At 67.9% G+C, this 13,143-nt stretch carries 12 protein-coding genes and 1 pseudogene; 2 read left to right on the forward strand and 11 right to left on the reverse strand.

Annotated features, from left to right (window positions below; translation table 11 throughout):
• Positions 1-111, forward strand: a pseudogene (locus ACVKN3_RS18415) (IS110 family transposase); the annotation flags it as partial.
• Positions 112-135: 24 nt separating this feature from the next.
• On the opposite strand, the gene ACVKN3_RS18420 reads toward ACVKN3_RS18415, so the two are convergent.
• The 5 genes from ACVKN3_RS18420 to folC form a co-directional block, all read right to left on the reverse strand.
• Positions 136-951, reverse strand: coding sequence for a ferritin-like domain-containing protein (locus tag ACVKN3_RS18420; RefSeq protein ID WP_354517488.1), 816 nt, complete (start codon positions 949-951; stop codon positions 136-138).
• Between the two features lie 45 nt (positions 952-996).
• The gene (gene purF / locus ACVKN3_RS18425) at positions 997-2,475 is read right to left on the reverse strand and encodes an amidophosphoribosyltransferase (protein ID WP_036142784.1); all 1,479 of its coding nucleotides are present in this window, start codon (positions 2,473-2,475) and stop codon (positions 997-999) included.
• Positions 2,476-2,486: 11 nt separating this feature from the next.
• Positions 2,487-3,122, reverse strand: coding sequence for a CvpA family protein (locus ACVKN3_RS18430; protein WP_036142787.1), 636 nt, complete (start codon positions 3,120-3,122; stop codon positions 2,487-2,489).
• A 33-nt stretch (positions 3,123-3,155) separates the two neighbouring features.
• Positions 3,156-4,238: an SPOR domain-containing protein gene (locus ACVKN3_RS18435; RefSeq protein ID WP_285406382.1), complete on the reverse strand. Its 1,083-nt coding sequence runs from the start codon at positions 4,236-4,238 to the stop codon at positions 3,156-3,158.
• Between the two features lie 87 nt (positions 4,239-4,325).
• Complete coding sequence (gene folC / locus ACVKN3_RS18440) at positions 4,326-5,603, reverse strand: bifunctional tetrahydrofolate synthase/dihydrofolate synthase (RefSeq protein WP_285406381.1); 1,278 nt, start codon at positions 5,601-5,603, stop codon at positions 4,326-4,328.
• 113 nt (positions 5,604-5,716) lie between these two features.
• On the opposite strand from folC, the gene ACVKN3_RS18445 reads away from it, so the two are divergent.
• A complete protein-coding gene (locus ACVKN3_RS18445; protein WP_354517475.1) occupies positions 5,717-6,772 on the forward strand; it encodes a sterol desaturase family protein in 1,056 nt (351 codons plus the stop codon).
• 74 nt (positions 6,773-6,846) lie between these two features.
• On the opposite strand, the gene ACVKN3_RS18450 is transcribed toward ACVKN3_RS18445, so the two are convergent.
• From ACVKN3_RS18450 to miaA, 6 genes are all read right to left on the reverse strand, one after another.
• Positions 6,847-8,154 (reverse strand): adenylosuccinate synthase, encoded by a 1,308-nt coding sequence (locus ACVKN3_RS18450; RefSeq protein ID WP_036142797.1) that lies wholly within the window; start codon positions 8,152-8,154, stop codon positions 6,847-6,849.
• A 51-nt stretch (positions 8,155-8,205) separates the two neighbouring features.
• Positions 8,206-9,075: a protease modulator HflC gene (hflC, locus tag ACVKN3_RS18455; RefSeq protein ID WP_036142798.1), complete on the reverse strand. Its 870-nt coding sequence runs from the start codon at positions 9,073-9,075 to the stop codon at positions 8,206-8,208.
• Entirely contained in the window at positions 9,072-10,211 is a 1,140-nt protein-coding gene (gene hflK / locus ACVKN3_RS18460; RefSeq protein WP_285406376.1) for a protease modulator HflK, read from the reverse strand. Before hflK ends, hflC begins: the two co-directional genes overlap by 4 nt.
• Before the next feature lie 112 nt (positions 10,212-10,323).
• Positions 10,324-11,631, reverse strand: coding sequence for a ribosome rescue GTPase HflX (gene hflX / locus ACVKN3_RS18465; RefSeq protein WP_036142801.1), 1,308 nt, complete (start codon positions 11,629-11,631; stop codon positions 10,324-10,326).
• A 93-nt stretch (positions 11,632-11,724) separates the two neighbouring features.
• Positions 11,725-11,982 carry an RNA chaperone Hfq gene (gene hfq / locus ACVKN3_RS18470; protein WP_036142805.1) on the reverse strand — a complete coding sequence of 86 codons (258 nt, stop codon included), beginning with the start codon at positions 11,980-11,982 and terminating at the stop codon, positions 11,725-11,727.
• A 117-nt stretch (positions 11,983-12,099) separates the two neighbouring features.
• Positions 12,100-13,053: a tRNA (adenosine(37)-N6)-dimethylallyltransferase MiaA gene (gene miaA / locus ACVKN3_RS18475; RefSeq protein ID WP_354517480.1), complete on the reverse strand. Its 954-nt coding sequence runs from the start codon at positions 13,051-13,053 to the stop codon at positions 12,100-12,102.
• Positions 13,054-13,143 lie beyond the last annotated feature (90 nt).

Here is a 13,143-nt window from a genome sequence, read left to right on the forward strand (position 1 = left end):
CGAGGCAAGCCTCCGAAGGTGGCCATCGTGGCCTGCATGCGCAAACTGCTCATCACCCTCAACGCCATGGTCCGCGATCAGACTCCATGGCACGGCACGGTAGGGGCCTGAAAAAGACAGTTGCTCCTACCGGGATCAAACGGCGGGGCGATTGTCCAGGGTGGCGAGCCAGCTGAGTTCGCTTTCGGAGAAACCGGCGGCGCGGCGGGCATCGAGATTGAACGGGCCACGCAGCGAGCCATTCATGTAGTCGTCGAGCAAACGGGCGAAGGTGGCTTCAGGGTCGATGCCGTCGCGCGCGCAGCACCAGTGGAACCAGCGCGTGCCGGCGGCCACGTGGGCCACCTCCTCACGCAGGATCACGTCCAGGATGGCCACCGTGCGATCGTCCTGCTGGCGGCGCAGGCGCTCCATCATGCCGGGCGTGACATCCAGCCCGCGCGCCTCGAGCACGCGCGGCACCAGCGCCATGCGTGCCGTGTCGCTGTGCGCCGTCTTCTCGGCCATCTCCCACAGGCCGTTGTGCGCGTCGAAATCGCCGTAGGCATGCCCCAGTTCGGCCAGCCGGCCCGACAGCATCGTGAAATGCCGCGCCTCGTCGTTGGCACAGGCGGCCCAGTCCCGGTAATACGCATCGGGCTTGCCACGGAAACGATAGACCGCGTCCCACGCCAGGTCGATTGCATTGAATTCGATATGCGCGATGGCGTGGATCAGCGCGGCGCGGCCCTCCGGCGAACCGAGCCCGCGTTGCGACAACGCACGCGGCGACACCAGCCGTGGGCGATCGGGTCGCCCGGGTAGCTCGATAGGCCGCGGCGGCGGTGAGGCCGAGTCGGGTCGAAGGTCGCCACTTTCCAGCGCGGCGAAGGTCGCGAAGCTCAGGCGTACCTTCTCCGCGGGATCGGTGGCGGCGAGGCAGCGCCCCGCCGCGGCGTGGAGATCGTGCACGTCGGACATGACGTCAGCCGGAGGGCATCGAGGCGCCGCCGGCGATCAGGCGCTGCGGCGTTCGTGCTTCGCGGAATCCGAGCGCATCGCTTCCTGCTGTTCCAGGAAACCGGCGTCCACGCCCGTGACGTACTCACCGGAGAAGCACGAGGTGTCGAACTGCTTGAGGTCCTCGTTGCCGTCGTTGACCGCCCAGATCAGGTCTTCCAGATCCTGGTAGATCAGCCAGTCGGCACCCAGCGCCTTCTCCACTTCCTCCACCGTGCGACCGGCGGCGATCAGCTCGGAAGCGGCCGGCATGTCGATGCCGTAGATGTTCGGGTAGCGCACCGGCGGCGCGGCGGAGGCGAAATAGACGTTCCTTGCGCCAGCGTCGCGGGCCATCTGGATGATCTGGCGCGAGGTGGTGCCACGAACGATGGAGTCGTCCACCAGCAACACGTTCTTCTTGCGGAATTCCAGCTCGACGGTGTTGAGCTTGCGGCGGACCGATTTCACGCGCTCGCCCTGCCCCGGCATGATGAACGTGCGACCGATGTAGTGATTCTTGACCAGGCCTTCGCGCATGGGCACGCCCAGCGCCTGCGCCAGCGAACTGGCGGCGGTGCGCGAGGTGTCGGGAATGGGGATGACCGCGTCGATGCCGTGATCGGGGCCGCGCTCGCGGAGGATCTTCTCGGCGAGCTTCTCGCCCATGCGCAGGCGAGCCTTGTACACCGACACGTCCTCGATCATCGAATCCGGACGCGCCAGGTACACGTATTCGAAGATGCACGGCGCGTGCACCGCGTTCTCGGCGCAGCGACGGGCATGCAACTCGCCGCCCTCGGTGATGATGACCGCCTCGCCCGGTTCGATGTCGCGCACGCGCTTGAAGCCGAGTACGTCCAGCGCCACCGATTCGGAGGCCACGGCGTATTCGCGGCCTTCGGGCGACACACGCTCGCCGAGCACCAGCGGACGGATGCCGTTCGGATCGCGGAAGGCGATCAGCCCATAGCCCAGCACCAGCGCGATGCAGGCATAACCGCCGCGCGCACGCGCATGCACGTTGCCGATCGCCTTGAACACGTGCTCCGGCGTCAGTGCCCCGCGATCGTCCACCTGCAACTCGTGCGCGAGGACGTTCAGCAGCACCTCGGAGTCGGAGTCGGTGTCGATATGGCGACGATCGTCCTCGAACATCTCCTTGCGCAGCGCCTCGGTGTTGACCAGATTGCCGTTGTGCGCAAAGGCGATGCCATAGGGCGAGTTGACGTAGAAGGGCTGGGCTTCTTCCGTGCCCTCCGAGCCTGCCGTGGGATAGCGGCAGTGCCCGATGCCGATGCGGCCACGCAACCGGCTGACGCCAGCCGAGTTGAAGACGTCGCGAACCAGGCCGTTACCCTTGTGCAGGCGCAGCCGCGCACCATCCACGGTAGCGATGCCGGCGGCATCCTGACCGCGATGTTGCAGGACGGTCAGGCCGTCATACAGGGCCGATGCCACTTCCGTGGTACCGACGATGCCGATGATTCCGCACATGGTGTTGCCTTCTACTGATGGGCCGACGTGGTCGCGGCGGCAGGATGAGCATTATCGCTCTTCGGCGCCTGCCCTGGCATGGTGAGGTCGCGAAGTTTCATCAGGTCGGCCCCGCTGGGCATCGACATGTTGGGCATTTTCATCTCCTGCAGCGCCGCGGGCGGATGCAGGTACTGACGCACGTTGCCGGGCACCTGCTGGCCCAGCCAGGCGGCTGGCGCGGCGAACTGCGGCAGCAAGGCGGATTCACGCCAGATCGGCTCGTTGGGCAACGGCGTGAAGCCCATGGCGAACACCACCAGACTGACGATGAGGATGCCACGCAGCGCGCCGAAGGCCATGCCGAAGAGGCGATCCGGCCCGCCAACGCCCGTGCTGGCCACCAGGCGGGAGATCATGAAGCGGAACAGGCCGCCGATCAGCAGCACACCCATGAAGCAGACGCCATAGCCGATGCCGATGCGCGCCATGGGCAGCGAGATGCTGCCCTCCAGGCGCTGCGCGATCAGCGGACCGAACGTCCAGGCGGCCCAGAAGGCGCAGACCCACACCACCACCGACAACACTTCGGAAATGAGGCCGCGCACCAGGCCGATCAAGGCCGAGATGAACAGCACGCCCATGATGACGTAGTCCACCCAGCTCATGGCGCCCCCCATGGTGTCGTGGTCATGCGAGCGTTACGGCGCCGACACCACGACGCCGTCGAGGCCGACCTTGGCCTTGATCTGGTCTTTCAGGCGCGTCGCGTCGTCGCGCTGGGTCTGCGGGCCGGCACGCACGCGCCACAGCTTGGCCCCCGAGGAGGCGACGACCGTATCGACATAGCCGGCGATGCCCGCACCACGCAATTTATCGCGCAGACGCGTGGCTTCCGCCTCGCTGCTGACCGCGGCCACCTGGACGGCGAAGCCACCGGCGCGCGGCGAGGCGGCGGGAACCGCGGCGGCCGTCGGCGCGGCCGCCGCAGCCTGCGTGGGCGTGGGTGCAGCCCGCGCCGGCGCATCGGCGGTCTGGGTCTCCGGTCGGGACGACAGCGAGGCCGGCGCGCCCGGCGCCGCGGCAGTAATCTTCAACCGGGCGGCTTCCGCGGCGGCGCGCGTCTCGAACGGCCCGGCGGTAACACGGGTAAGCGACTTGCCCGCCTGGTTGGTCGCGGCGGTGCTGACGGGATAGCCGAGGGCCTTCACCTTCTGCACGAGGGCATCGGCCTTGCTGCGGTCGGCGTAGGCGCTCAGGTTGATGCTGTAGCTGCCGCGACCGGCCGTACCTGTGGGCAGGGCCTCCGCGGCGGCGGCCTTGGGCTCGGCGGCGGGCACGGCAACCGCCTTGGGCGGCTTGGCCGTGGCGACAGCAGCCGCTGGCGTGGCCGGCGCGGCGGCCTTGGGAGACGCCGGCGCATTGGCGAAATCTTCCGGCAGGGCGTCGGCCGGCTTGCGCGAGGCGATGTCCACCGAGGCGAGCTTGCTGCCACCACCGGGCGTGACCGTGGCCGGCGGCGAAGCAGGCGCCTGGACCGGCTGCGCACCGCCGTTGGCGGGCGTCGTACCGGCTACCTGCGCCGCACCGTTGGCCGCGGCGGGCGAACCGCCGGGGGCCACATCGAGCGTACGGGTTTGCAGTTCGCGATCGGGCGCGGGCGGAATCTCCAGGCTGACCGTCTGGTCGGCGTCCGATTTCGGCGGCGCGCTGGAGAACATCATGGGCACGAACAGGACCAGCAACGCGATCAGTACCGCGGCACCCAGCAAGCGTGTTTTCAAGGAAGGCTCCATACGACCAGCGCAAAGCGAATCGAGCCGATTATAGCCGGCAAAGGGGTGGCCCCGACGCCCCGGGCGCCGGGGCGTTCACGTCGTAGCGGCCAGTGCCGCGCTGGCGACGAAGAACGAGCCGAACAGCAGGACGGTGTCGCCCTCCCCGGCCGCGGAACGCGCCCCGGCCCAGGCACTGGCGACATCGTCGAACACCGCGTGCGCGGCATGCGGCAGGACCCCCGCGAGGCTGTCCGCCAGAGCCGGCCCGGCAAGGCCCCGGGGCGTGTCCCCGTCCAGGCCGGCGAGGTACCAGTGATCGACCCGGTCGCCCAAGGCGGCCATCACGCCCTTCGTGTCCTTGTCGGACAAGGCGCCGTACACGGCCAACAGGCGTCCGTCGCGGTGCTCCGCATCGATCCAGGCGGCCAGGGCGCGCGCCGCCTGGGGGTTGTGCCCCACGTCCACGACGGTCGTTGGATGCTCGCCGATGCGTTGCAGGCGGCCCGGCACCCGTACCGCGGCCAGCGCATGGCGGAGCGCGGCGGTCGGCACGACCACCCGCGGGACCAAAGCATGAACGGCGGCGATGGCGGTGGCTGCATTGTCGAGCTGCACCGGCGCATCCAGGGCCGGCAACGGCAACGCATGCCGCGTGCCGTCGGCGTGCACCCAGGTCCACGCGGCGTCGCCATCGCCACCTGCCGGCTCGACGCGGTAGTCGATGCCCGCGCGGACGAGGCGTGCGCCGTGTGCCGCCAGCGCCGTGAGCAGGCCGTCCGGCGGCTGCCGCTCGCCGACGATCGCCGGTCGGCCGGGCCGTGCGATGCCGGCCTTCTCGCGACCGATGCTGTCGCGGTCGCCACCCAGCCAGTCCTGGTGATCGAGGTCGATCGTGGTGATGACGGCCACATCGGCGTCCACCAGGTTCACGGCATCCAGCCGGCCGCCCAGGCCCACCTCGAGGATGGCCACGTCCAGCGACGCGCGGGACATGAGGTCGATGGCCGCCAGCGTGCCGAACTCGAAATAGGTCTGCGCGATATCGCCACGCGCCCGCTCGATCCGTTCGAACGACGCCACCAGGGCGGCGTCGTCGGCATCGCGGCCGTCGAGGCGGATGCGCTCGTTGTAGCGCACCAGGTGCGGCGAGGTGTAGCAACCGACACGGTAGCCGGCGGCACGCAGCATCCCCTCGACCAGGGCGACGGTGGAACCCTTGCCGTTGGTGCCGCCCACGGTGACCACGAGCGGCGCGGGACGTGGCGCGCCCATGGCCGTCCATACGGCACGGACGCGATCCAGCCCCAGTGCGATGTCACGGGGGTGCGTGCGCTCCTGGTAGGCCAGCCAGTCGGACAGCGAGCGCGTCATGGGGAAAACCAGGGTGACATAGAGCGGAAAGCCCGATGAAAGAGGCGTGCAGCTTAATGCTCCGGACGGTCGCGTGCACCCTTGCGGCCCTGGCACACGCGAAGGTAGGCGGCATGTTCGCGCTCTGGTCTGCACTGGTCGAGGGCACACGCGCCCATGCGATCGTTCCCCTCCTGGCCTTCCTCCACCTGGACGGACTGGCCGGCGACCCGCGGGAGATCGCCGAGGCGATCCTCATCTCGCTGCTGCAGGTGGCGATCATCGGTTTCCTGTTCCGGCCGCTGGAGTCGATGATTCCCGCGGAACGCTGGCCGGACCGCCGCCTCACGCGCGTGGACCGCCAATACACGCTGATGATGCTGCTGGGCATCTTTCCGATGTTCAGCTACCTCGTGCTCACCCCGATCGGCAACTACTTCGGCGGCACGGGCAACGAGGCGGGCAGCGACGATTCGCTGCTGGGCATCACGCACTGGATTCCCGCGCTGGCCGGGCATCCGCTGGCGCTGTTCGTCGTCTATTACCTCATCTACGACCTGGTGTACTACTGGATGCACCGCCTGCAGCACGCCCTGCCCTGGTGGTGGGCGCTGCACAGCATGCACCACAGCACCCGGCAGATGAGTTGCTGGACGAACGATCGCGGCAGCCTGGTCGACGGTTTCCTGCAGTCGATGGTGCTGGCCGGCGTGGGACTGGTCATCGGCGTGGAGCCCACCGACTTCGCATGGCTGATGCTGCTCGGCGAACTGGTGCAGAACTTCTCCCACGCCAACGTCCGCGTGCGCTTCGGCCCCGTCCTCGACCGCGTACTGGTCTCGCCCGTGTTCCACCGACTGCACCACATGCGCGTGGACCCGGACCGTCCCACCCTGCACAACTGCAACTTCGGCCAGGTGTTCTCGATCTGGGACGTGGTATTCGGTACCGCCCTGTACGGCGAGCCGATCCGCCCCACGGGCGTGGGCGATCCGATGGTGGACGCCGACAACGACAAGGGCTTGGTCGGCCTGCACTGGAACGCCTTCCGCCGCTTCTGGGGCGCCGTCCGATGCCGCGCCGGCTGGCGCCTGGGCGACGTGGCCTTCGGCCAAGACTACCGCCCCATATCCGTCAAGGACCTCGACCTCCACGCCCTGGAAACCCGCCACGACACCCCTGCCCGGTAGGAGCGCACGATGTGCGCGAAAAAAAACGCCAGCCGCAAGGCTGGCGTTTTTCACCTCATCTCACCGAAGCAAGATCAGCAACCCGCCTCGCCTCCAAACGGATCGTCCAGGATGATCGTGTCGTCACGATCCGCACCGGTGGCCACCAGCGCCAGCTTGCAGCCGGACAGCTCCTCGACCGCACGCAGGTAAGCGCGCGCGGCGGGCGGCAGCTTGTTCCAGTCGCGGATGCCCGCGGTGGATTCTTCCCAGCCCGGGAACTCCAGGTACACCGGCTTGCACTCGTCCCAGCCATCGGCGTCCAGCGGAGCCAGTTCGCGACGCTTGCCGCGGTATTCGTAAGCGATGCAGACCTTGATGCTTTCCAGGCCGTCCAGCACGTCGAGCTTGGTGATGGCCAGGCCGTCGATGCCGTTGATCTGCACGGCGCGCTTCAGCGCAACCAGGTCGATCCAGCCACAGCGGCGCGGACGGCCCGTGCTGGCACCAAATTCGTTGCCCTTCTTGCGCAGCAGTTCGCCCATGTCGTCGTTGAGCTCGGTCGGGAACGGACCGCCGCCGACGCGCGTGGCGTAAGCCTTGCAGATGCCCAGCACGTAGTCGATGTCACGCGCGCCGACACCGGTGCCGGCCAATGCGCCGCCGACGGTGGTATTGGAGGAGGTGACGTACGGGTAGGTGCCGTGGTCGATATCGAGCAGCGCGCCCTGCGCCCCTTCGAACAGGATGTTGCCACCGTCGCGGCGCACGTCGTGCAGGATGGTGGCGACATCGTCGACCATCGGGCGCAGGTATTCGCCCCAGGTCAGCGCTTCGTCGAGGACGGTCTGGTAATCGACCGGCTCGGCCTTCAGCCACTGCGTCAGCACGAAGTTGTGGTAATCCACCGCGGCCTTCACCTTTTCCGGCAGCTCATGCGGGTACATGAGGTCGGCGACGCGGATGGAACGACGGGCGACCTTGTCCTCGTACGCCGGGCCGATGCCGCGGCCGGTGGTACCGATGGCCTTGGCGCCGGAAGCCACTTCGCGCGCCTTATCGACAGCGATGTGGTACGGCATGATCAGCGGCGTGGCCGGCGAGATCTTCAGGCGCGGACGCACGTCGACGCCCTGGGCTTCCAGCTCGGCGACTTCGCTCATCAGCGCGGCCGGCGACAGCACCACGCCGTTGCCGATCAGGCAGAGCGCGTCGTCGCGCAGGATGCCCGAGGGGATGAGGTGCAGGACGGTTTTCTTGCCCTTGATAACCAGCGTATGACCGGCGTTATGGCCACCCTGGAAACGTGCGACGGCACCGACGCGCTCGGTAAGAAGATCGACGATCTTGCCCTTGCCCTCGTCGCCCCATTGCGCGCCCAGAATTACGACTGACTTACCCATGTTGACGGTTCTCTTTGGTGGCGTTGCCCGAACGGGCGATGTGGATACGGATCAGCGCTGACGACCGGGGCCGTCGTTGAGATAGCGCAGGAATTCGGAATCGGGCTTTAGGACGAGTACGCCCTTGCCATCGGCGAACGACTTGCGATAAGCCGCCATGCTGCGATAGAAGGCGAAGAACTCCGGATCCTGGCTGTAGGCCTGGGCGTAGATGGCGGCCGCCTGGGCATCGCCGTCGCCCTTGACCTTGGTGGCGTCGCGTTCCGCGTCCGCCAGAAGCACCGACTTCTGCCGATCGGCATCGGCGCGGATCTTGGCCGCGCTTTCCTGGCCGGTATAGCGCAGTTCGTTGGCCAGCTGCAGGCGCTCGGCACGCATGCGCTTGTAGACCGACCCGCTGACCTCGTCGGGCAGGTCGATGCGCTTGATGCGTACATCGACCACGGCGATGCCGAGGTTCTTGCGGGCGGCGGCGTCGGTGTCCTTGCGAACCTGGCCGGTGATGTCCTCGCGGCCGCCGGCGATCAGGTCTTCCAGCTTGCGCGAGTTGAACTCGTGGCGCAGGGCGTCCTTCACGATGGGGGTGAGGCGCTGGATCGCCTGGGTGTCCTCGCCCGACGTGGCGCGATAGAACGCCGCGTTGTCGGCGATGCGCCACTTCACGTAGAAGTCGACGTTGACGCTTTTCTTCTCGAGCGTGAAATAGCGCTCGGGCTGGGCGTCGAGGCCGAGGATACGGTTGTCGAAGCGCATCACCTGCTGCACGACCGGGATCTTGAAGTGCAGGCCGGGCTGGTAGTCGGCACGGACGATGCGGCCGAATTGCAGCAGCAAGGCGTTCTCGCCTTCCTTGACCACGAAGACGCTGTTGAGGCCGAGCAGGACGACGAGAAGGACGATGAGGCCGGAAACGATCTTCACTGGGCGCTCCCCTGCGGCGGGTTCGTGGTCGGGGTGGCATCGGTGGTGGCCGACTGGACCACGGTGCCGACGCCGGGCACGTTACGAACGGCGTTGTCGGGCGAGCCGACCGGCAGCTGGATGATGTTCTTGCCGTTGGTGCCGTCGACGATCTTCGGGTTGTCCGCCATCACTTCCTCGACCGTTTCCAGCCACAGCCGGCGCCGGGTGACCTCGGGCGCGGCGCGGTATTCCTTCAGGAGCAGGTCGAAGCGCTCGGCCTCGCCGTTGGCGCGCGCGATGCGCTCGACGCGGTCGCCCTCGGCCACCGCGGCGATCCGGCCGGCGTCACCGCGGGCCAGGGGCACCACGCGGCTCTCGTAGGCGCGGGCGTTGTTTTCTTCGCTCTGCTTGTCTTCGCGCGCGGCGTTGACGTCGTCGAAGGCGTCCTTCACTTCCTTGGGCGGCGAAACGTTCTGGAAGCTGACGCCGGTGACCATGATGCCCGCGTCGTACTTGTCGAGCGTGGCCTGGAGGATGTCGCGGGTCTGCTGCTGCAGGGTTTCCTTGGCAGCAGGCGCGACGCCGGCCACCGGTGCCTGGTCCGGCGCGGGCGTGTCCACACCCGGCGTGGTCAGGATGTTGTCCATGATGTTGGCGCCCACCACCGATCGCACGGCCGCCTCAGCCGCGTTGTGGATGGTGTTTTCCTCACGGTCGGCATTGGAGTAGAGGAACTTGCGTGCGTCCGACACCTGGTACTGCACGTTGAAATCGATGGCGATGATGTTCTCGTCGCGGGTGAGCATCGACACGTTGTCGGAGACAGAACGGACCTGGGTGGTCTCGACCTTGGTCACCGTCTCGATCGGGCTGGGCGCCTTGAGGTGGAAGCCCGGCGGCAGGATGCGCGAGAACTGCCCGAAACGCAGCACCACGCCCACCTGGCGGGCGTCGATCACCGTGTAGCTGCTGACCAGCAACCAGGCCACGATGAAGACCAGCACGATGGCGGTGACGCCACCGCTGCCGGCGCCGAACTTGCCGAAGCGCGCCCTCAGGCTTTTCAGCGCACCGTCGAGGTCAGGTTTGCGCCCACCCGACCGGTTGCGGTTCCAGGGGTCCTTCTGGCCGTTGCCGGGTTCGTTCCAAGCCATGGGCGGCAGTCTCCTTGGGGGACCGTGGTGGGGGCTGCAAAGCCTTCAGCGCGCCGTGGTAGAGGCACGCAAACGCCGTGAATTCTAGCAGATGCGTTCGGGCGGGTGCGGCTCAGAACGCCGGATGGGGCGGATCGATCAGGTCGCGCAGGGCACGCGCATGCTCGTCGTCGCCCAGCAGCGGCGCCAGCACGGAGCGTGGCGCGTCGATATCCAGGTGCCAGCCATGCTCGTCGATGGACTCCCCGGCAATGGCGCCGGCCGCTTTCAGGCGCGCATGCAGGCGGCCTGCCGTGAGCGGAAGCTCAAGGCCCGAGCGGATGCGGTCGCCGCCGAGCAACTCGCCCAACGCCTCGCGCAAGCCCTCGACGCCCTGCCCCGTCGCCGCCGACAGCCATACCTGGCGCGGCTTGCCGTCATCGCCGCGGTCGATCCGCGGCTCGACGTCGATCAGGTCGACCTTGTTCATGACCGACAGCTGCGGCACGTCGCCCGCCCCGATCTCGTCGAGCACCTCGTCGACGACACGCCGCAGCAGGTCGCGCTCCTCGTCGGCGGCATCGCTCAGGTGGATCAGCAGGTCCGCGTCGCGCGCCTCGGCCAGCGTGGCGCGGAACGCGGCCACCAGGTCATGCGGGAGCTCGCGGATGAAACCGACGGTGTCGGCGACCACGGCGGGCCCGCAGGACAGCCCGTCGATCTTGCGTACCGTGGGGTCCAGCGTGGCGAACAACTGGTCGGCGGCGTAGACCCCGCCAGTGGTGAGCGCATTGAACAGCGTGGACTTGCCGGCGTTGGTATAGCCGACCAGGGCCACCCGTGGCACGGTGTTGCGCAGGCGGGAGCGCCGCTGCTGGTCGCGCTGCACGCCGACCTTTTCCAGCCGCTTGCTCAGCATCTTCACCCGCTCGGCCAACAGCCGGCGGTCGGTCTCGAGCTGGGTTTCACCCGGGCCACGGTTGCCGATGGCACCGCCGCGCTGGGCGTCCAGATGGGTCCAGCCGCGCACCAGGCGCGTCGAAAGATGCTTGAGCTGGGCCAGTTCGACTTCCAGCTTGCCTTCGTGGGAGCGGGCCCGCTGGGCGAAGATATCGAGGATGAGGCCGGCGCGATCGACCACGCGCGTCTTCAGCTGCTTCTCGAGGTTGCGCTCCTGCACCGGGGTCAGCTCGTGGTCGACCAGCACCACGTCCGCCTCGAGCGCACGCACGGCCTCGGCGACCTCGTCGGCCTTGCCGGTGCCGATATAGAAACGGGGGTTGGGTTTCTCGACGCGTGCCGAGATGGTCGCGAGGACCTCGGCGCCTGCGGAGGATACGAGCTCGGCGAACTCTTCGCCGCGCCGGATGGCGTCGCCTTCGCCGCGGGAATGCGGCAGCACGAGCACGGCCCGGTCGCCTTTCTTTTGCCTGTCGAACACTTAGGGGGATGACCTCATCGAAAAGAAGGGGTACGCGTAACCCAAGGATACGCGCACCCGTCCTTACACATATGGGTTGCCGCCGGGGTTCCCTCAACCCTCGACGTCGCCCGTGCCTCCGTCCGCATGGTCGTGGCCGCCGACGCGCACGTTGCGGCTGGGCACCACGGTGGAGATGGCATGCTTGTAGACCATCTGGCTCACCTGGTTGCGCAACAGCACCACGAACTGGTCGAACGACTCGATCGTGCCCTGCAGCTTGATGCCGTTCACCAGGTAAATGGCGACCGGCACGCGCTCGCGCCGCAGCGCATTGAGAAACGGATCCTGCAACGATTGCCCTTTGGACATTTCTTCTTCTCCCCTACGCCTTCGTACGGGACCGGGCAAAAAGAACGCCTTTCGACGCCCCGGTCCAAGTGTCTTGAATCTTAACCGCTTTTAAACGCTGGCTGGAAGCGCCGTACGTCACCGTATCGGCTTTTCCAGGAACCCTGCCAGCGCCACGTCCGACGCCGGCAGCGGATCCTGCCTGTCGGGGTCGAAGGTGCGTGCGTCCAGCTCACTGCGCAGCCAGGTGATCTGCCGCTTGGCGAGTTGCCGCGTGGCATAGATACCACGGTCGCGGAAGTTCGTGGCGGTTCCCTGCCCGTCGAGGTATTCCCAGGCCTGCCGGTAGCCGACGGCCCGGATCGCCGGCAAGTCGGCATGCAGGTCGCCGCGCGCCCGCAGGCGCTGCACCTCGTCGAGGAATCCCTCCGCGATCATGGCCTCGAAGCGCTGCGCGATGCGCGCGTGCAGCAGCGTGCGATCCGCCGGCAGCAGGGCAAGCTTGAGCACCCGCCAAGGGAACCGCTCGCGCTGCCCCTGCCGTTGCAGCTCGGTCAGGGTGCGGCCGCTCAGCGCCATCACTTCCAGCGCCCGCTGGATCCGCTGGGCATCGCCGGGCCGGATTCGTGCACCGGCCACCGGGTCGCGCGCCGCCATGCGCGCGTGCATCGCGGCCCAGCCGATGCGTGACGCCTCGGCGCCGATGCGCTCGCGCAGCGCCGGATCGGCCTCGGGCAGGTCGGACAGGCCCTGCTGCAAAGCCCGGAAATACAGCCCCGTGCCCCCGACCAGCAAGGGCACCCTGCCCGCGTCGTGCTGGCGGGCCATCGCCGCCAGCGCATCCGTGCGGAAATCCGCAGCCGAGTAAGGGTGTGCGGGATCGCGTATGTCCACCAGTTCGTGCGGGTAGCGCGCCAGCGTGGCGGCATCGGGCTTGGCCGAACCGATGTCCAGCCCGCAATAGACCAGCGCGGAATCCACGCTGATCAGGCCCAGCGGGTACCGGTCGGCCAGCGCGCAGGCAAGCGCCGTCTTGCCCGAGGCCGTGGGGCCCATCAGGAAGATGGCGAGGGGACGGGTATCCAGGGTCATGCGCGCGTCGGTCGGTCAAACGACCGCAAGGGTAACGCAGGCGGACATGCCGATGGCGCCCACCCTCACCCAGGCAGACATTCCGCCATG

Source organism: Luteibacter sp. PvP120 (assembly GCF_054055715.1).

Bases quoted from the DNA above. Each gene is read 5' to 3' on its own strand.
- hfq (WP_036142805.1), bottom strand. From the start codon at position 11,982: ATGTCCAAAGGGCAATCGTTGCAGGATCCGTTTCTCAATGCGCTGCGG.
- hflK (WP_285406376.1), bottom strand. From the start codon at position 10,211: ATGGCTTGGAACGAACCCGGCAACGGCCAGAAGGACCCCTGGAACCGC.
- purF (WP_036142784.1), bottom strand. From the start codon at position 2,475: ATGTGCGGAATCATCGGCATCGTCGGTACCACGGAAGTGGCATCGGCC.
- ACVKN3_RS18445 (WP_354517475.1), top strand. From the start codon at position 5,717: ATGTTCGCGCTCTGGTCTGCACTGGTCGAGGGCACACGCGCCCATGCG.
- ACVKN3_RS18430 (WP_036142787.1), bottom strand. From the start codon at position 3,122: ATGAGCTGGGTGGACTACGTCATCATGGGCGTGCTGTTCATCTCGGCC.
- miaA (WP_354517480.1), bottom strand. From the start codon at position 13,053: ATGACCCTGGATACCCGTCCCCTCGCCATCTTCCTGATGGGCCCCACG.
- folC (WP_285406381.1), bottom strand. From the start codon at position 5,603: ATGACGCGCTCGCTGTCCGACTGGCTGGCCTACCAGGAGCGCACGCAC.
- ACVKN3_RS18450 (WP_036142797.1), bottom strand. From the start codon at position 8,154: ATGGGTAAGTCAGTCGTAATTCTGGGCGCGCAATGGGGCGACGAGGGC.